Here is a 16,536-nt window from a genome sequence, read left to right on the forward strand (position 1 = left end):
CCGCACAGTGTGCAATGGCAGCGGGCCAGGCTTGACGTTCGCGGGCGAGGATTTCCAGCCGCAGACACAGGAGGCGCACGTAACGCGTGGGCACGGCGTGCCCACCCTACGACGGCTACCCGAGCCAAGCCATTTCAGCTTAACCGAACGGCATGAGCGCTGCGGCGCCGTTTTTCTTTCTGGAAAAAATTTCTCTTATTGCCGGTAGTCAATGGCTTGTTTGATGGCGATTAAGCAAGCTCATCTTTAAGGCAGCTTCGCGGCAATCGCGTCCTAGACTGGACATGAACTCTTCAATGGAGGCACCCATGTTCACATCTCGTTCAGGAAGCGCCGTGCGCCCCGCACTGCGCACGGCGGCAACGTTCGCGGCGCTCGCGTTGCTGGCCGCCTGCGGTGGCGGCGGCAATGGCCCGGGGCGGCAACCCGCTCCGCCGGTCGCGTCGCTGCCCCCGCCCGCGCCCCCGGTGGAACGCGGCCCGCTCTACCATTTCACGCCGATCGGCTTGCCGGGCATGAGCCTTGGCGCCGTCGTGCGCCAGGGCATCGCCAACGGCGCACTGGTGGCGGGCACCGTCTGGGTCGGCACCGAGGCCCGGGCCTTCCTGTACGACGGCAAGAAGAACATCGACCTCGGCACCCTTGGCGGCGGCAGCGCCCGCGCCTTCTCGGTCAACCCCTGCGGCCATGTGACCGGCTGGGCCTATACGGACACCGGCATCCCGCACGCCTTTTACTACGAAAACGGCAGCCTGCGCGATCTCGGCACGCTCGGCGGCGCCGACTCCTATGGCAACGTGATCAGCACCTGCGGCAAGGTGGCTGGCTGGGCTGCCACCAGCGCCGGCCAGGCCCACGCCTTCTACCACGATGGCAAGGCCATGCACGACATCGGCACCTTCGGCGGCAATTCATCGGCTGCGACAGCCCTCAATTCGCTGGGACAGGTCGTTGGTCACGCTTACCTTGCGGATAACACCTATCATGCCTTCCTGTACGACGCCCGCACCGGTGGGCCGATCCAGGACATCGGCCCGGCGGGCTGGCGCTCGATCGCGGTCGACATCAACGAAGCCGGCCAGGTCGCCATCTCGGCGGTCGGCGCGACCACCCTGCGCGCCTACCGCTATGCTGGCGGCGCCCTGCTCGATCTCGGCCTGCCGCCCGGTGCCCGCGATACGGAGGCCACGGCCATCAACGCCGCCGGCCACGTGGTCGGCACCGTCACCTATCCCGACAACCGCCAGGTCGCCTTCCTGCACGACGGCACTAGCTTGCATGAACTCGGCACCCTGGGCGGCGGCCGCATCTCGCAGGCGGTCGCGATCAACGCGTCCGGCCTGGTGGTGGGATCGTCCGTCGACCCCACCGCCGTCGGCCAGCGTGCGTTTGCCTGGAGCAGCAGTTACGGCATGGTCAACCTGAACGAACGGGTCACGAACCTGCCCAAGGGCGTCACGCTGATCGCGGCGCTGGCCGTGGCCGACGACGGCGGGATTGCCGTGCGCACCAACGAGGGCTTGGGGTTGCTGCGGCCGCGCAAATGAACGCGCCAGTGGCGCTGCAATGAAAAACGGCGCCAAGGCGCCGTTTTGTTTCGAAACGAGATGCTTACTTCTGCAGCAGGTTATTCACCGGCACCAGATCCGCCTCGCGCAGCGAGCCCGAGGCCGCCTTCAGGCGCAGGCCGTTCAGGATCGTGTTGTAGCGCGCGCGGGCCAGGTCGGTGCGGGTCGAGTACAGCTGGCGCTGGGCATTCAGGACGTCGATGTTGATGCGCACGCCGACCTGGTAGCCGAGCTTGTTCGACTCGAGCGCCGACTGGCTCGACACTTCGGCCGCTTCCAGCGCCTTGACCTGGGCCAGGCCGCTGTTCACGCCGAGGAAGGCCTGGCGCGCCTGCAGCGCGGCGTTGCGGCGGGTCGCTTCGAGGTCGCTGCTGGCGCGGTCTTCCAGCGCGATCGATTCGCGCACCTGGCTGGTCACGGCAAAACCGCTGAAGATCGGCACCGTCCACTGGATTCCGATCGAATTGTTGCGGTTGACGCCCGAGGCGTTCTCGAGGCGGCCGCCGGTGTCGGTGCGCGTCGAGGCGGCGACCAGGTCGAGCGTCGGCAGGTGGCCTGCGCGGCGGCGCTTGATCTCGCGCTTGGCGGACTCGAGCGACAGCTCGGACACGGTCACGCCATAGTTCTGGCTCTCGGCCGACGACACCCATGGATCGACCGTGGCCGGCTGCGGCGGCGCCAGCGAGACGCCCGACTGCAGCGGCGCCAGCGCGCCCGGTTCGGTGCCGATAATCGCCTGCAGCGCACTGCGCTTGTTGTCCAGGTCGTTCACGGCGGCAAACTCCTGCGCCACCACCAGGTCGTACGCTGCCTGCGCCTCGTGGGTGTCGGTGATGGTCTGGGTGCCGACCTCGAAGTTGCGCTTGGCCGAGGCCAGCTGCTCGGTGACGGCGCTCTTCTGGGCGCGGGTCGATTCCAGCGTGTCCTGGGCCGACAGCACGTCGAAATAGGCTTGCGCCACGCGCGTGATCAGGTCTTGCTGGGCCTGCGCGAACTGGGCTTCGGCAATGGCCTGCGCCAGCTTGCTCTGCTCGTAGGTCTGCCAGCGGTCCCAGCGGAACAGCGGCTGGCTCAGCGCCAGCGTATATTGAGTGGTGGTCAGGTTCGAGCCGCCGCCGCGCACCTGGACCGGCACGCCATTCACGACCCTGGTCTCGCCCTCATTGAAGGGCGAAAAATCGCTGTTGTTCCTTTGGGTCGAGCCCGACAGACCGAGCGTCGGCAGCAACCCTGCCCGCCCCTGGGCGACACGTTCCCGCCCGGCGGCGAGCGATGCGCGCGCGCTGGCATAGGTGGCGTCGTTGGCCAGGGCCTGCTGGTATACCTGGATCAGGTCGATCGCGTTCGCGTCGAACGACACGAAAGCGCTGGCCAGCAGCATGGCGATAAGGGGTTTCTGCATTGCGGTCTCCGTCGGAGTCATCAAAAGTTAGGAAAACAGGTCAATACTTCGGCATCGCCGGATCGACCTGCATGGCCCAGGCGTGTATTCCGCCCGTCAAATTCGTTACGTTCTCGAAGCCGTTACGCTCGAGGAAAGCGGCAACCTGCATGCTGCGCGCGCCGTGGTGGCAAATGCAGACGATTTCCTGGTCGTCGCCGAGCTCGCCGGCGCGGATCGGGACCAGGTGCATCGGGATCTGGGTCGAGCCTGCGATGTGGCAGGTCTCGAATTCCCAGTTCTCGCGCACGTCCAGCAGCAAGGGGCGCTCGCGCGCCGGGTCGGCCAGCCAGGCGGCCAACTCGGGAGCGGTAATGTGCTGCATCGCGCGTCCGATCAGAACGTGAAGCGCGACGCGACCGGCGCGCCGGCCAGCGGCTTGGCGTTGGTCTCGAACAGCTTGGCCGTGTCGTAGCCGGTTTCCGAGACGCGGGTGACGATCTCGCAGACCATGGCCGGCGCCTGGCCGACGATGGCGGCGATGCGGCCGCCCACCTTCACCTGGCGCAGGAAGGCTTCCGGCAGGCTTTCCAGGCCGCCCGAGATGACGATCACGTCGTAGGGCGCGCCCTGCTCCCAGCCCGCCGCGCCATTGCCTTCGACCACGGTGACGTTGTCGATGCCGGCCTTCTTGAGGTTCTGCTCGGCCAGCGCCTTGACTTGCGGCGAGAGCTCGACCGCGGTCACGTGCTGCGCCTTGTGCGCCATCAGCGCCGCCATGTAGCCCGAGCCGGCGCCGATTTCCAGCACTTTCTCGTGCTTCTTCAGATTCAGTTCCTGCAGAATGCGCGCTTCGATCTTCGGGTTGAACATCGTGTCGCCACCCGGCAGCGGGATCTCGACATCGGCGAAGGCCAGGTTCTGGTAGGCCTCCGGCACGAACTGTTCACGCTTGACCACATGCAGCAGGTCGAGAACATCCTGGTCCAGCACGTTCCAGGGACGGATCTGCTGTTCGATCATGTTGAAGCGGGCTTGTTCGATATTCATCTCAATACTCAGTGGAAAAAGAAATAATCCGATATTTTATCGTTGAACTGCCTCAGGACGCACATCTTATCGGGATGGCATCGAGATCGCGAGAAATTGCGACAGTCTGCAGTTTGGAGGGAATGAACACCTGAAAAAGGTGTCCTGAAGAGATCGGCCGTTCACGCCGCCGATCACGTGCCGGCGACTGCGGCGGCCGGGGGCAGCAGGCCGTGCAGCGCCATGTCGAGGAAGGTGTCGAGAAAGGCTTTTGGTTCGAGGGCGCCGCGCTCGCAGGGGCCGACCGAATGCTTCCAGGTGACGAGCATGAGCATCGGCGCGATCAGGACCTGGGTCATCTGGGTGACGTCGATGGCACGGAACTCGCCGCGGGCGACGCCGCGTTCGAGCATGCTGGAGATCATGCGCGTGCCGCGGTTGATGACTTCTTCCTTGTAGAACTTGGCCAGCTCGGGGAAATTGTCCGCTTCGGCGGTAACGAGCTTGGCGATGCCCGACACCTTGGTGCCGCCGACCCGCTCCCACCAGGCCAGCATCACGTTGCGCAGCAGGTCGGCGCTGTGGCCGTCGAATTCGGCGACCGAGGACTCGGCCTCGCCGATCACCGGTACGATGCTGGTGCGCACCACGGCCTTGAACAATTCTTCTTTGTTTTCGAAATACAGGTACAGCGTCCCCTTCGAGACGCCGGCGCGGCGCGCGACGTCTTCCAGACGGGTAGCGGCAAACCCCCGTTCGACGAACAGGTCGATGGCTGCCGCCAGCAGTTCCTGCGGACGAGCATCCTTGCGGCGCTCCCAGCGCGGCTTGGTGTCAAATGGGCATTCCATGCTTCTGTCCGACAACTTTCAAAGAGTCATCGAATATAGACCCCGGTCCGTGGCCAGTCAAGCATACATACGCTTGCCGGCAGCGGGATCCGGCCCGTGTTTACAAGTCCTTGCGCGCTTTTCGTACGCTTTTCACGTATTTTCGACACCTTTCCAGCGCCTGCGCCGTTCTGCTTCCTACCTGCTTCCTACCTTGCCTTGCCGTTGCCGCAACCGTAGATCCGGCCTTCGCTGCGAGGCCGGTAGAGCGCGCCTTCGCGCTCGCGCGCCGGCTGGTCGGTTTGCTGGCGCGGCACCTGGAACACCGACAAGACGTCCGCCACGCCCGGCAGGAATTTGCCCACTGCCACGTCGAGGCTGGCGATGGCGCCGACCTTCAGGTTGCGCGTCGGCGTGGTGGCGGCCTGCAGGATCGCCGCGGCCACCTGGTGCGGGTCGAGTTGCGGCCCAGGCAGCTTCGGTTCGTTCTTGAGGTAATTGCGCGCGTGCCGGGGCAGCGGCGTGTCGACCGCGGTTGGCTCGATCAGGGTGATCGACACCGGGGCGCCGTCGACCTGTTCGATCTCGATGCGCAGCGCATCCGTGAAGCCCTTCACGGCATGCTTGCTGGCCGAATACATGCCCTGCAGCGGAATGGCCACTTCGGACGCTTCGCTGCCGACGTTGACCAGGGCGCCGCCGGTCATGCGCAGGTGCGGCAGCGCCGTCAGCGAACCGTTGACCATGCCCCAGAAATTGATGTCGAACAGGCGCCGGCTGTCGGCCTCGCTCACTTCGTCCAGCCTGCCGTAGATGGTGCAGCCGGCGTCGTTGACCCAGGTGTCGATGCGCCCGAAGCGCGCGATCGCCTGCGCCGCCGCGTTCTCGACCTGGGCGCGGTCCGAGACGTCGGCCACGACGTGGATGGCCTCATGGCCGCTGGCGCGCAGGCCGCCGACGATGGCCTCGAGCACGTCGCCATTGCGCGCGACCAGCACGAGCTTGGCGCCACGCCGCGCCGCGTCCTGGGCGGTGGCCAGGCCGATGCCGCTCGATGCCCCGGTAATGACCATCACCTGCTGGTCGAGTGGTTTGAGCGAACTGGCCATGCGCAGCGTCCTCCGTCGGCGTGATCTCCTGGGGCTTACCTTAGCAGGAATGCCAACTGTGCAGCGCCCGCCAGCCACAGGCGTGGGCGGTCATGCTCAGGCCGCGCGGATTGCTTGCGCTGTCTACTTGCTATACTGGTCGGCCAGCCGGTGCGACGCCGGCCTTTTATGTTGAAACACGATGAATTGCCGCGACCATTGCGGTGCCTGCTGCACCGCGCCCTCGATCACCAGCCCGATTCCCGGCATGCCCAACGGCAAGCCGGCGGGCGTGCGCTGCGTGCAACTTGCCGACGACAACCGCTGCCGCATCTTCGGGCAGCCGGATCGTCCGGCCTTCTGCGCCGGCCTGCAGCCTTCGCTGGACATGTGCGGGAGCAGCCGCGAGCACGCCATGCTATGGCTCGGTGAACTGGAGCGGGCGACGGCGCCCGGTTAAGTCTTGGGCGCGTCGTTGTCCTCGTCGTTGTCCTCGTCGTCCGCCTCGGTCTCGCCCGGCGCAAGCAGCCTGGCCTTTTTCTTCTTGACGGTGGTGGAGATCTCCTGCCCCGGCTTGGTGGCCGGCGGCGGCGCGACCGGGATCGGGAAGCCGAGAAAGACCATGATGAAAAAGACCGGCAGCAGCAGGTAGAAGAGCGGACGCTTCCAGTTGAGCTTCTGTTTCATCATTGCCAATAGATGAGCATTGGCAATGGCTATTCAAGAGCTGCCTGTAAATACCCTGCGCGGGTAATAGCGGGAGCAAGCGGCACCGCTCGCCGCGGGCGAAGTCAGCGTGCCGCGGCTGGGCGCTGTGCCTGCTGGATGTGGGCGAACAGCGTGCCCAGGGTCATGCGCTCATCCCAGATGTCCTCGAGCACGATGCCGAAGCGGGTGCGCAGTTCGCGTGCGAGCGTGTCGAATTCCATGGCGCCGCTCATCCATTTCGGGGAAGACAGGGCACGATAGAGGCCGAGCAATTGGTCGTCGGGACGGAATTTCAAGAGGTCGGCGTCGCGGAAATCGAACGCGGAGGTGAAGACGGAAAGGAATTCGCGGATTTGTTTCTTTGTCGCGGAGGGAAAGGCGCGGCGCCATTGGCGGCCCTGGCAAGTGCGTGTGCGCAAGGGGTTGGGCAACTGCCCGAACGCCAACATGGCCCAACCAACGGCCAGGATGACGAGGATTGCAAGGATGCTCATGGGTAGACGACAGCGTTACTCATGCGGACCAGTCTAGCACGTTGCATGCGCCGTGGCGCAGATGGCGACGATATTGTGCGCGCCTTGCCGGCCGCGCAACTTTGGTAACGAAACAGCAATATTGCAGGCATAAAATTCTCTCGCCGTTGAGACCGACTCAACGGCATTCGCCCTGCTCGTGGTAAGCTTCGGCCCCTACGGCATGCCCGCGCAGTTCCTCCGCGCCGTATTCCCACTAATAAACAGCAAAGTTCATGGATATCCTTCTCGCCGTCAAGGCGATCATCATGGGCCTGGTCGAGGGCTTCACCGAATTCCTGCCGATCTCCTCCACTGGTCACCTGATCCTTGCAGGCAGCCTGCTCGACTTTACGGGCGAGAAAGTCAAAGTCTTCGAAATCGCGATCCAGGCCGGCGCCATGCTGGCCGTGATCTGGGAATACCGCGAACGCATCGCGCGCGTATTAAGCGGCCTGTTCACCGAACGGCGCCAGCAGAAGTTCGTGATCAACCTGATTGTCGCCTTCCTGCCGGCCGCCGTGCTGGGCCTGATCTTCGCGAACGCCATCAAGGCCGAGCTGTTCAAGCCGGTGCCGGTGGCGCTCGCGTTCATCATCGGCGGCCTGGTGATCCTGTGGGTCGAGCGCCGTCCCCAGGGCAAGCCGCATGCCGCGCGCATCGAGACCGTGGACGAGATGACCGTGCTGGACGCGCTGAAGGTCGGCTGCGCCCAGGCCTTCGCCCTGATCCCGGGCACCAGCCGCTCGGGCGCGACCATCATCGGCGGCATGCTGTTCGGCCTGTCGCGCAAGGCGGCCACCGAATTCTCCTTCTTCCTTGCGATCCCGACCCTGCTGTCGGCCACCGCGTATTCGATCATCAAGGAACGCGAACTGCTGTCGATGGCCGACCTGCCGATGTTCGGCCTCGGCGGCCTGGCCGCATTCGTCTCCGCCTTCCTCTGCGTGCGCTGGCTGCTGCGTTACATCAGCACCCATGACTTCACGATCTTCGCCTGGTACCGTATCGTGTTCGGCGTGATCGTCCTCGTCACCGCGCATTACGGCCTGGTGAACTGGGCGGAATAAACCCGGAAAAACCCTGCATGCATACCGAGACTCTTGCCCCCGACACCGAAGCACGCGCGCTGGACGTGCTGCAGACCGTGTTCGGCTACCCCGCGTTCCGCGGGAACCAGGCCGACATCGTCCAGCACGTGGCCAATGGCGGCGACGCCCTGGTCCTGATGCCGACCGGCGGCGGCAAGTCGCTGTGCTACCAGATCCCGGCGCTGCTGCGCGAGGGCGTCGGCGTGGTCGTCTCGCCGCTGATCGCGCTGATGCAGGACCAGGTCGACGCGCTGGAAGAAGTCGGCGTGCGCGCCGCGTTCCTGAACTCGACCCAGACCTTCGAAGAGACCCTGCGCATCGAGCGCCTGGTGCGCACCGGCGAACTGGACCTGGTCTACGTCGCGCCCGAGCGCCTGATGACCCAGCGCTGCCTCGACCTGTTCCACGATTCGCGCATCTCGCTGTTCGCGATCGACGAGGCCCACTGCGTGTCGCAATGGGGCCACGATTTCCGGCCCGAGTACATCCGCCTGTCGATCCTGCACGAGCAGTTTCCCGACGTGCCGCGCATCGCCCTCACGGCAACGGCCGACCAGCAGACCCGCGCCGAGATCGCCCAGCGCCTGCAGCTGGAAGAGGCGCGCCAGTTCGTCTCCTCGTTCGACCGCCCGAACATCCGTTATGCGATCGTCGAGAAGACCAACGGCCGCAAGCAGCTGCTCGACTTCATCACCACCGAGCACCCGGGCGACTCCGGCATCGTCTACTGCCTGTCGCGCAAGAAGGTCGAGGAGACCGCCGACTTCCTGAACGAGCACGGCATCCGCGCCATGGCCTACCATGCCGGCATGGAGCATAGCGTGCGCGCTGGGAACCAGGCGCGTTTCCTGCGCGAAGAGAACATCGTGATGGTGGCCACCATCGCCTTCGGCATGGGCATCGACAAGCCGGACGTGCGCTTCGTGTGCCACCTGGATCTGCCGAAGAGCATCGAGGGCTATTACCAGGAAACCGGACGCGCCGGCCGCGACGGCGCACCGGCCAGCGCCTGGATGGCCTATGGCCTGCAGGACGTGGTGCTGCAGCGCCGGATGATCGACGAATCCGAGGCCGACGAGACTTTTAAACGCGTGCTGTCGGTCAAGCTCGACGCCATGCTCGGCCTGTGCGAGACCCTCAGCTGCCGGCGTATGCGCCTGCTCGACTATTTCGGCGAGCGCTCCGGCCCCTGCGGCAACTGCGACACCTGCCTGATCCCGCCGGTGTCCTTCGACGCCACGGTGCCGGTGCAAAAGCTGCTGTCGGCGATCTACCGCGTCGACCAGCGCTTTGCCGCCGGCCACGTGATCGACGTGCTGCGCGGCGTGCAGACCGACCGCATCAGCCAGTGGCACCACCACTCGCTGTCCGTGTTCGGCATCGGCAGCGACCGCAGCGAGCAGGAATGGCGCGCCATCGTGCGCCAGACCATTGCGCTCGGCCTGGTCGCGGTCGACCACGACGCCTTCAGTTCGCTGAAACTCACCGAAGCGGCGCGCCCTGTGCTCAAGGGCGGCCAGAAGGTGCAGCTGCGCCAGTACCAGAAGCCGGTCAAGCCCAAGCGCAGCTTCGCGTCTTCGAAGGGTTACGAGGAGCTGGAGCTGTCGAAATCCGAGCAGGCGATCTTCGAACGCCTGCGCGCCTGGCGCATGGGCGCGGCGCGCGAGCACGGCGTGCCGGCCTATGTCGTGTTCCAGGACGCGACGCTGCGCGAGATCGCCAAGACCAAGCCGACCTCGCTCGACGCACTGCGCGGCGTGTCCGGCGTCGGCGAGAAAAAACTGGTTTCCTACGGCGAGGACATCGTCGGCATCATCAACGACATGCTGTAGCACCCTGCCGCGGCACGATTCACCCACACGTTTCACATCATGCACATCGAATCCTCTACCGCCTCGTCCAACGCTTCCGCCACGCACCAGGTCCCGGCCAACGCCGCCAGCCTGCAGACCTTCGTGTTTGCGCTGTTCTTCATCTTCGGCGGCATCACCAGCCTGAACGACGTCATCATCCCCAAGCTGAAGGACCTGTTCACGCTCTCCTACGCGCAGGCGATGCTGGTGCAGTCGGCCTTCTTCGCCGCTTACTTCATCGTCTCGATCCCGGCGGCGGCCATCGTGCGCCGCCTCGGCTACATGCGCACCGCGGTGGTGGGCCTGCTCACCATGACGGCCGGCTGCCTGCTGTTCATCCCGGCGTCGTCGTCCGGCGTGTTCGCCACCTTCCTGGTCGCGCTGTTCGTGCTGGCCGCCGGCATCACCATCGTGCAGGTGGTGGCCAACCCGCTGATCTCGCTGCTGGGAGCGCCGCAGACCGCGCACAGCCGCCTGACCTTCGCCCAGGCCTTCAATTCGCTGGGCACCACGGTGTTCCCGTACGTGGGCGCGATTGTGATCCTGGGCTCGCTTGCGACCATCGACCCGAGCACGCTGTCGGGCGCCGCGCTCGACGCCTTCCGCGCCGAGGAGACCCGGGTCGTGGTGCAGACCTATCTCGGCCTGGCGATCGCGCTGGTGATCGTGGCGGCCCTGGTCTGGCACAACCGTAAAAAACTGGTGGAGACGCCGGCGCCGAAGGTCAGCATGATGAAGGCCTTCGAACTGCTGCGCCAGCCGCGCTTCGCCTTCGGCGCGGCCTGCATTTTTCTTTACGTGGGCGCCGAAGTGGCGGTCGGTTCGGTGATCGTGAACTACCTGATGGAGTCCAACGTGCTGGGGCTGAGCGCCGAGGAAGCGGGCAAGCACGTGCCGCTGTACTGGGGCGGCGCGATGGTCGGCCGCTTCATCGGCGCGGCCCTGCTGCGCATGTTCTCGCCGGGTAAAGTGCTGGCCTGCGCCGGCGCCATGGCGATCACGCTGCTGCTGGTGTCGGCGAATACAACCGGTGCGGTATCGGGCTGGTCGCTGCTGGCGATGGGGCTGTTCAATTCCATCATGTTCCCGACCATCTTCTCGCTAGCCTGCGAAGGCCTGAACGAGCGCGCGGCGGAAGGGTCGGGGCTGATCTGCATGGCGATCGTCGGCGGTGCGATCGTGCCCCTGATTACCGGGCACGCGGCCGATGCGGTGGGGCTCAAGATGGCGCTGGCCGTGCCGGCCATCTGCTATGCCGTCATCCTGTGCTTCGGGGTGTTTGCGCGCAGGCCGCGGGCGCTGTAGGGTGGGGTCATCAAGGCCAATGGCCTTGATGACGTGCCCACGCGGAAATCGGCATCGTGATGACGCCGATTCCTGACGGGCCATACGCAAAAAATAAACGCCTCCAACTGATCGTTTGGAGGCGTTTCCTTTTGCGTGCGGCCGGGCACAACAGGGCCAACACCAGGCGTCGTTCCGCGTGGGCACGGGGTGCCCACCCTACGAAAGCCGGTGTCGGCTATTTTTTGGTGAACACCAAGTCCCACACCCCGTGGCCCAGCTTGAGGCCACGGTTCTCGAACTTGGTCAGCGGACGATAAGCCGGCTGCGGCGCATAGCCCTCGGCGGTATTCGCCAGCATTTCTTCCGCGCCCAGCACTTCCAGCATCTGCACCGCGTAGTCTTCCCAGTCGGTCGCGAGGTGGATGTAGCCCCCGGTCTCCAGCTTCTGGCACAGCAGCTTCACGAACGGCGCCTGGATCAGGCGGCGCTTGTTGTGGCGCGCCTTGTGCCAGGGGTCGGGGAAGAACACGTGCACGCCGGCCAGCGAGCCGTCCGGGATCATGTGGTTCAGCACCTCGAACACGTCATGCTGGACCAGGCGCAGGTTCTGGATGTCCTGCTCGCCGATCTGCTTGAGCAGGCTGCCGACGCCCGGCGTGTGCACTTCGACGCCGAGGAAATCCTTCTCGGGCATCAGGCGCGCGATGTGGGCCGTGGTGTCGCCCATGCCGAAGCCGATCTCGAGGATCACCGGCGCCTTGCGGCCGAAGGCGGCCTCGTAGTCGAGCAGCTCCTTCTTGTACTCGACCAGGAAGCGCGGTCCGAACTGTTCGAATGCGCGGGCCTGGCCGGTCGAGAGCCTGCCGGCGCGCGTGACGAAACTGCGGATGCGGTGTTCGGTCGGGTCGTACAGCATCGGACGGGCCGGGCCGTTGCTTGGCTTTTCTTCGGACATGGGAATCGGGTAATGAGGAAAGAACGGCCGCCATTATAGGGGATTCGCGGCGCGAACTGGCTACGGCGTGGTCACGGCACTGTTGTTACGCCGCATTACTGTGTGATCAGAAAGGCAATTTGCGCCATAATAAATTCCTTACCTTTCATTTTCCGAACCCCGCCGAGGCACACGATGCATGCGACCAAACACCCGATCGCGATCGAAGACAACGTCGCTACTTTCCAGCTCACCTCCTACCACTACGGCCAGCCCGGCAGCGGCAGGAAGGTGTATATCCAGGCCTCGCTGCATGCCGACGAAGTGCCGGCCATGCTGGTCGCCCACTTCCTGCGCAAGGAGCTCGACCGGCTCGACGCCGAGGGCAGGATCCGCGGCGAGATCATCCTGGTGCCGGCCGCCAATCCGATCGGCCTGTCGCAGACCATCCACGGCACGCCTTTCGGACGCTACGACCTGTCGACCGGCGTGAATTTCAACCGCGCGTATAAACACGTGGCCGAGGATCTCAAGCAATCGCTCGAAGGCAAGCTCGGCCAGGACGCCGAGGCCAACGTCGCCCTGATCCGCGCGCATGCGCGCACCTCGCTCGAGGAATGGGCACCAATCACCGCCGGCGGGCAGCTCAAGAAGACCTTGCTGTCGATGGCGATCGACGCCGACATCATGCTCGACCTGCATTGCGATAACGAGTCGGTGCTGCACATGTACGCGGGCGAACCGCTGGCCGAGGCGGTGGCGCCGCTGGCCGCGCTGATGGACGCGCACGTGCTGCTGCTGGCGCGCGAGTCCGGCGGCGAACCCTTCGACGAAGCCTGCAGCCGCCTGTGGTGGGACCTGGCCGAGCACTTCGGACCGGAAGTGGCGATTCCGCCGGCCTGCGTCGCGGTGACCGTCGAACTGCGCGGCGAGAACGACGTGCGCTACGACCTGGCCAAACCCGACGCCGCGGCGCTGCTGCAATACCTGGCGCGCGCCGGGGTGCTCGACCTGCCGGTCGAAGCGCTGCCGGCGGCGCGCTGCAAGCCGACCCCGCTCGACGCCGTCGAGCCGCTGTTCGCGCCGCACTCGGGCGTGCTGGTGTTCCTGAAAAAACTGGGCGACCGGGTCGAGGCCGGCGAAACGGTGGCCGAGATCGTCAATCCGGTGAGCGGCAAGGTGACGCCGGTGCAGCCGGCGCGCGCCGGCATCTTCTTCGCCAGCACGGCGCACCGCCACCTGCTGCGCGGCATGCACGTTTGTAAAATCGCCGGCGAGACGGGTTACCGCACCGGGAACCTGCTCAGTCACTGAACCAGGCACCGGGCTCAAGCCCGTGCCTCGCGCAAGCCTCGGTGCGCGGCGATGCCGGCGGCCAGCGCCAGCACGCCGGCTGCCGGCAGCACCCAGGCCTGGGCCACGCCCAGCTCGTTCAGGGTGGCGCCGCTGACCGCGCACCACAGCAGCGGCAGCGGCCACAGGAACCAGGGCGCGCGCCACAGCAGCAGCATGCCCAGCGTGGCCGCCACCGTCGGATCGGGGGCGATGCCGAACACTTCTGCCTGGCGCCAGCCGTGTTCTTCGATCAGGGCGAACAGCGGATACAGCAGCAGGGCCAGCAGCACGAGCGCGAACGCGAACGCGCCCAAAGGACTGCGCCAGGACACGATAGCCGGCGCCCGGTGCCGGGTGGCCAGCCAGGCCAGCAGCACGGCCTGCAGCGCGAAGCCGATCGCGAAAAACGGCGCCGCCAGGTTGATGTCCGCATAGCGCTGGGCGTGATAAGCCCAGGCCACCCACAGCCAGGCCAGGGCCAGGAGCGCCGCCGCCAGCCGGCCCGCCCTGCCCGCGCCGCGCAAGACGCAGCCGACCAGCACCAGCCCCGCGGCGATCGCGGCCAGGTGCGCCGGCCAGACGGCCTCGTTGTGCAGGGCGAACAGGCGAAAGTAGGTGCGTGCCGAGAACATCAGCAGATCAGACAGCGTATAGGTCCACCACTCGCTCATGGCGGCCTGCTCATGTCAGCCGCTGGACGTCCGCCACGATGCGCCGGCGCAGCGCCGCATCCGGCAGGGGTCCGCGCGCGGCCAGCATGTTTTCGCGCGCATGCGCCGGGTTCGAGGTGGCGGGAATCGCGCACGTGACGTCCGGATGCGAGACGATGAATTTCAGCAGAATCTGGGCCCAGCTGGTGCAGCCGATCTCGCGCGCCCATCCCGGCAAGGGCTTGCCGGCCAGCGCCTGCGTCAACTCTCCCTGGCGGAACGGCCGGTTGACGATGACGGCGATGCGGCGCTCGCGCGCCAGCGGCAGGATGCGGTTCTCGACCTCGCGGTCCAGCGCGTTGTAGCTGAGCTGCACGAAGTCGAGCGGCTGGCTTTCCATGATTTTCACAAATTCGCCGTGGCGCCGCCCTTCCGAGGTGGTGATGCCGACATAGCGCAGGCGCTTTTCCGCCTTCATGCGCAGCAGGAGCGGCAGGTGCGCTTCCCAGGCCAGCAGGTTATGCACTTGCAGCAGGTCGAAGCGCGGGATGCGCCACAACGTGCGTGAGGTATCTATCTGCTGCGCGCCGCCGCTGCTGGTCCAGACTTTGTCGGCGGAGAACAGCGTTTGGGGATTGCCAAGGCGCGCCAGCGCGTCGCCGATCACGGATTGCGCCGAACCGTACATCGGCGAGGAATCGATCAGGCGCCCGCCGCCGGCGAAGAATGCGCGTACGACCTCGGTGCAGGTGGCGCGTTGCTGCGGGTCCCTGCCGACGTTGAAGGTGATCCAGCTGCCGAGGCCGACGACGGGAAGCTGTTCGCCGGACGAGGGAATCGGGCGCGTGATCACTGGCGCCTGGGCCGCGGCGGGCGGGTTGACGAGCGCGCAACCGCCGGCCGCCAGCATGGCCTGCAATACGAACCTGCGATCCGGGGACGGCGTCGGCATACCTTGCTCCAGCAAACGGTGGACTGATTAGCTTCGCTTTCATGTCAACACAATTTGCCGTGGTGTTCAAGGAGCGCACGCCCCTGCCGGGACGTTACGCTTCCTGGTCCACGACGTCGGCACGGGGACGCGCCGCCGCCGCACCCATCGCGCCGGCATAGCTGGCCGGTGTGACCCGCCAGTACAGCATCGCGACGATCACCACGGATCCCAGGTGCAGCAGCCAGCCTGCCGCGAATCCGCCCAGCACCTCGCGCAGCATGGCGACGATCAGCGGCGGCAAGGCGGCGATCAGGAAGCCGCCGCCCTGCATCAGCGCCGACAAGGCGCCCGCCTGGGCCGGATCCGGCAAATGATCGAGCGCCACGATCAGCGACAGCGCGAAGCAGCCGCCCAGGCCCGCGCCCAGCAGCACCGCCCAGGCGTAGGGCGCGGCGTCCGGCCACAGGGCCAGTGCGCCGAAACCGGCGGCCTGCATGGCCAGCGTGAGCCACAGCCAGGGCCGGCGATCGTGGCTGGTGCGCGCCAAGGCCGGCAGCAGCAGGGCCGACGTCGCCTGGCTGACGGCCAGCAGCGCCAGCAGGCTGCCGCTGGCGGCGGCGCTCCAGCCGTGCTCGCGGTAGAACGGCGCCAGCCACGCCACCACGGTCGAGTAGCCGCCATTGACCAGGCCGAAGCAGGCCATCAGCAGCCAGACGCGCGGCAGGCGCAGCCAGGTGCCGAGAACCATCGCCTTGCGCCCGCCGGCCGGATCGCGCGGCAGGCTGCATGCGGCCAGCACCAGCGCCAGCCCGGCCGGCAGCGCCATCCAGGCCAGGCCGGCGCGCCATTCTCCGCCGAACGCCGCCATCAGGGGCGCGGCCTGGGCGCCGAGTGCGCCGCCCGCCATCAGCATGGCCGAGTACAGGCCCATGACGAGACCCACATGCCGCGGGAACTGGCGCTTGATCACGCCGGGCAGCATGGCCTGCACCACCGCGGCGCCCAGTCCCAGCAAGGCGGCGGTGCCGACCAGTTGCCAGCCGCTGGCAGCGAACAGGCGCAGGCCGGAACCGGCGGCCAGCAGGACCAGCGCGCCGATCACGGACGGCCGCGCGCCGAAGCGCGCCTGCAGCGCGGGGCCGGCAAAGGCGACCATCCCCATCAGCAGCATGGGCACCAGGGTCAATAGCGCCATGCCCTGCAGGTCGAGGCCGGTCTGGCGGCCAATATCGGCCGCCAGCGGTCCGATGCCGGTGATGAAGGGACGCAGGTTGAGTGCGATCAGGGCCACGGCCGCCAGCAACAGCGGGGCCGGTGCGCGGAGTGCCGGGTGCAT

The 16,536-nt window shown here is 66.4% G+C and carries 17 protein-coding genes; 6 read left to right on the forward strand and 11 right to left on the reverse strand.

The window, feature by feature from the left end; all coding sequences use genetic code 11:
• Positions 1–308 precede the first annotated feature (308 nt).
• Positions 309–1,547, forward strand: a complete 1,239-nt coding sequence (locus tag ACFOPH_RS16685; protein WP_379736504.1) for a hypothetical protein — start codon at positions 309–311, stop codon at positions 1,545–1,547.
• 64 nt (positions 1,548–1,611) lie between these two features.
• Here the strand turns inward: ACFOPH_RS16685 and ACFOPH_RS16690 are convergent, their stop codons facing one another.
• The 5 genes from ACFOPH_RS16690 to ACFOPH_RS16710 all read right to left on the reverse strand — a co-directional run bounded on the left by ACFOPH_RS16690 (position 1,612) and on the right by ACFOPH_RS16710 (position 5,917).
• Positions 1,612–2,970, reverse strand: a complete 1,359-nt coding sequence (locus tag ACFOPH_RS16690; RefSeq protein WP_312550847.1) for a TolC family outer membrane protein — start codon at positions 2,968–2,970, stop codon at positions 1,612–1,614.
• Positions 2,971–3,010: 40 nt separating this feature from the next.
• Complete coding sequence (locus tag ACFOPH_RS16695; protein ID WP_312550848.1) at positions 3,011–3,334, reverse strand: rhodanese-like domain-containing protein; 324 nt, start codon at positions 3,332–3,334, stop codon at positions 3,011–3,013.
• A gap of 11 nt (positions 3,335–3,345) precedes the next feature.
• Positions 3,346–3,999 carry a protein-L-isoaspartate O-methyltransferase family protein gene (locus tag ACFOPH_RS16700; protein WP_312550849.1) on the reverse strand — a complete coding sequence of 218 codons (654 nt, stop codon included), beginning with the start codon at positions 3,997–3,999 and terminating at the stop codon, positions 3,346–3,348.
• A gap of 173 nt (positions 4,000–4,172) precedes the next feature.
• Positions 4,173–4,829: a TetR family transcriptional regulator gene (locus tag ACFOPH_RS16705; protein ID WP_379736507.1), complete on the reverse strand. Its 657-nt coding sequence runs from the start codon at positions 4,827–4,829 to the stop codon at positions 4,173–4,175.
• A gap of 188 nt (positions 4,830–5,017) precedes the next feature.
• On the reverse strand, positions 5,018–5,917 hold the full coding sequence (locus tag ACFOPH_RS16710; RefSeq protein ID WP_312550851.1) for an SDR family oxidoreductase: 900 nt from the start codon (positions 5,915–5,917) through the stop codon (positions 5,018–5,020).
• Between the two features lie 181 nt (positions 5,918–6,098).
• Here ACFOPH_RS16710 and ACFOPH_RS16715 point away from each other — a divergent pair, with 181 nt between their 5' ends.
• Entirely contained in the window at positions 6,099–6,356 is a 258-nt protein-coding gene (locus tag ACFOPH_RS16715; protein WP_312550852.1) for a YkgJ family cysteine cluster protein, read from the forward strand.
• Here the strand turns inward: ACFOPH_RS16715 and ACFOPH_RS16720 are convergent.
• Both ACFOPH_RS16720 and ACFOPH_RS16725 read right to left on the reverse strand, forming a co-directional pair.
• Positions 6,353–6,586, reverse strand: a complete 234-nt coding sequence (locus ACFOPH_RS16720; RefSeq protein WP_379736510.1) for a hypothetical protein — start codon at positions 6,584–6,586, stop codon at positions 6,353–6,355. The genes ACFOPH_RS16715 and ACFOPH_RS16720 overlap by 4 nt on opposite strands.
• 101 nt (positions 6,587–6,687) lie before the next feature.
• Positions 6,688–7,098 (reverse strand): hypothetical protein, encoded by a 411-nt coding sequence (locus tag ACFOPH_RS16725; protein WP_312550854.1) that lies wholly within the window; start codon positions 7,096–7,098, stop codon positions 6,688–6,690.
• Positions 7,099–7,352: 254 nt separating this feature from the next.
• Between ACFOPH_RS16725 and ACFOPH_RS16730 the strand changes: the two genes are divergently transcribed.
• Genes ACFOPH_RS16730 through ACFOPH_RS16740 form a run of 3 tightly spaced genes read left to right on the forward strand, consistent with a single transcriptional unit; the run spans position 7,353 to position 11,365 of the window.
• Complete coding sequence (locus tag ACFOPH_RS16730; RefSeq protein WP_312550855.1) at positions 7,353–8,186, forward strand: undecaprenyl-diphosphate phosphatase; 834 nt, start codon at positions 7,353–7,355, stop codon at positions 8,184–8,186.
• 17 nt (positions 8,187–8,203) lie between these two features.
• Positions 8,204–10,039: a DNA helicase RecQ gene (gene recQ, locus ACFOPH_RS16735; RefSeq protein WP_379736512.1), complete on the forward strand. Its 1,836-nt coding sequence runs from the start codon at positions 8,204–8,206 to the stop codon at positions 10,037–10,039.
• A gap of 39 nt (positions 10,040–10,078) precedes the next feature.
• The gene (locus tag ACFOPH_RS16740; RefSeq protein ID WP_312550858.1) at positions 10,079–11,365 is read left to right on the forward strand and encodes a sugar MFS transporter; all 1,287 of its coding nucleotides are present in this window, start codon (positions 10,079–10,081) and stop codon (positions 11,363–11,365) included.
• A 217-nt stretch (positions 11,366–11,582) separates the two neighbouring features.
• Here ACFOPH_RS16740 and trmB read toward each other — a convergent pair whose 3' ends face one another.
• The gene (gene trmB / locus ACFOPH_RS16745) at positions 11,583–12,263 is read right to left on the reverse strand and encodes a tRNA (guanosine(46)-N7)-methyltransferase TrmB (protein ID WP_379737951.1); all 681 of its coding nucleotides are present in this window, start codon (positions 12,261–12,263) and stop codon (positions 11,583–11,585) included.
• 213 nt (positions 12,264–12,476) lie between these two features.
• Between trmB and ACFOPH_RS16750 the strand changes: the two genes are divergently transcribed.
• Positions 12,477–13,595 (forward strand): succinylglutamate desuccinylase/aspartoacylase family protein, encoded by a 1,119-nt coding sequence (locus ACFOPH_RS16750; RefSeq protein WP_312550860.1) that lies wholly within the window; start codon positions 12,477–12,479, stop codon positions 13,593–13,595.
• 14 nt (positions 13,596–13,609) lie between these two features.
• Here the strand turns inward: ACFOPH_RS16750 and ACFOPH_RS16755 are convergent, their stop codons facing one another.
• The 3 genes from ACFOPH_RS16755 to ACFOPH_RS16765 form a co-directional block, all read right to left on the reverse strand.
• Positions 13,610–14,287, reverse strand: a complete 678-nt coding sequence (locus ACFOPH_RS16755) for a DUF6064 family protein (RefSeq protein ID WP_379736514.1) — start codon at positions 14,285–14,287, stop codon at positions 13,610–13,612.
• Positions 14,288–14,297: 10 nt separating this feature from the next.
• Complete coding sequence (locus ACFOPH_RS16760; protein WP_379736516.1) at positions 14,298–15,218, reverse strand: aldo/keto reductase; 921 nt, start codon at positions 15,216–15,218, stop codon at positions 14,298–14,300.
• 94 nt (positions 15,219–15,312) lie between these two features.
• Positions 15,313–16,536 carry a cyanate transporter gene (locus ACFOPH_RS16765; protein ID WP_379736518.1) on the reverse strand — a complete coding sequence of 408 codons (1,224 nt, stop codon included), beginning with the start codon at positions 16,534–16,536 and terminating at the stop codon, positions 15,313–15,315.

The organism is Massilia haematophila (genome assembly GCF_042647645.1).
Lineage (GTDB): Bacteria > Pseudomonadota > Gammaproteobacteria > Burkholderiales > Burkholderiaceae_D > Telluria > Telluria haematophila.

Bases quoted from the DNA above. Each gene is read 5' to 3' on its own strand.
- ACFOPH_RS16685 (WP_379736504.1), top strand. From the start codon at position 309: ATGTTCACATCTCGTTCAGGAAGCGCCGTGCGCCCCGCACTGCGCACG.
- ACFOPH_RS16690 (WP_312550847.1), bottom strand. From the start codon at position 2,970: ATGCAGAAACCCCTTATCGCCATGCTGCTGGCCAGCGCTTTCGTGTCG.
- ACFOPH_RS16695 (WP_312550848.1), bottom strand. From the start codon at position 3,334: ATGCAGCACATTACCGCTCCCGAGTTGGCCGCCTGGCTGGCCGACCCG.
- ACFOPH_RS16700 (WP_312550849.1), bottom strand. From the start codon at position 3,999: ATGAATATCGAACAAGCCCGCTTCAACATGATCGAACAGCAGATCCGT.
- ACFOPH_RS16705 (WP_379736507.1), bottom strand. From the start codon at position 4,829: ATGGAATGCCCATTTGACACCAAGCCGCGCTGGGAGCGCCGCAAGGAT.
- ACFOPH_RS16710 (WP_312550851.1), bottom strand. From the start codon at position 5,917: ATGGCCAGTTCGCTCAAACCACTCGACCAGCAGGTGATGGTCATTACC.
- ACFOPH_RS16715 (WP_312550852.1), top strand. From the start codon at position 6,099: ATGAATTGCCGCGACCATTGCGGTGCCTGCTGCACCGCGCCCTCGATC.
- ACFOPH_RS16720 (WP_379736510.1), bottom strand. From the start codon at position 6,586: ATGATGAAACAGAAGCTCAACTGGAAGCGTCCGCTCTTCTACCTGCTG.
- ACFOPH_RS16725 (WP_312550854.1), bottom strand. From the start codon at position 7,098: ATGAGCATCCTTGCAATCCTCGTCATCCTGGCCGTTGGTTGGGCCATG.
- ACFOPH_RS16730 (WP_312550855.1), top strand. From the start codon at position 7,353: ATGGATATCCTTCTCGCCGTCAAGGCGATCATCATGGGCCTGGTCGAG.
- recQ (WP_379736512.1), top strand. From the start codon at position 8,204: ATGCATACCGAGACTCTTGCCCCCGACACCGAAGCACGCGCGCTGGAC.
- ACFOPH_RS16740 (WP_312550858.1), top strand. From the start codon at position 10,079: ATGCACATCGAATCCTCTACCGCCTCGTCCAACGCTTCCGCCACGCAC.
- trmB (WP_379737951.1), bottom strand. From the start codon at position 12,263: ATGCTGTACGACCCGACCGAACACCGCATCCGCAGTTTCGTCACGCGC.
- ACFOPH_RS16750 (WP_312550860.1), top strand. From the start codon at position 12,477: ATGCATGCGACCAAACACCCGATCGCGATCGAAGACAACGTCGCTACT.
- ACFOPH_RS16755 (WP_379736514.1), bottom strand. From the start codon at position 14,287: ATGAGCGAGTGGTGGACCTATACGCTGTCTGATCTGCTGATGTTCTCG.
- ACFOPH_RS16760 (WP_379736516.1), bottom strand. From the start codon at position 15,218: ATGCCGACGCCGTCCCCGGATCGCAGGTTCGTATTGCAGGCCATGCTG.
- ACFOPH_RS16765 (WP_379736518.1), bottom strand. From the start codon at position 16,536: ATGCACCCGGCACTCCGCGCACCGGCCCCGCTGTTGCTGGCGGCCGTG.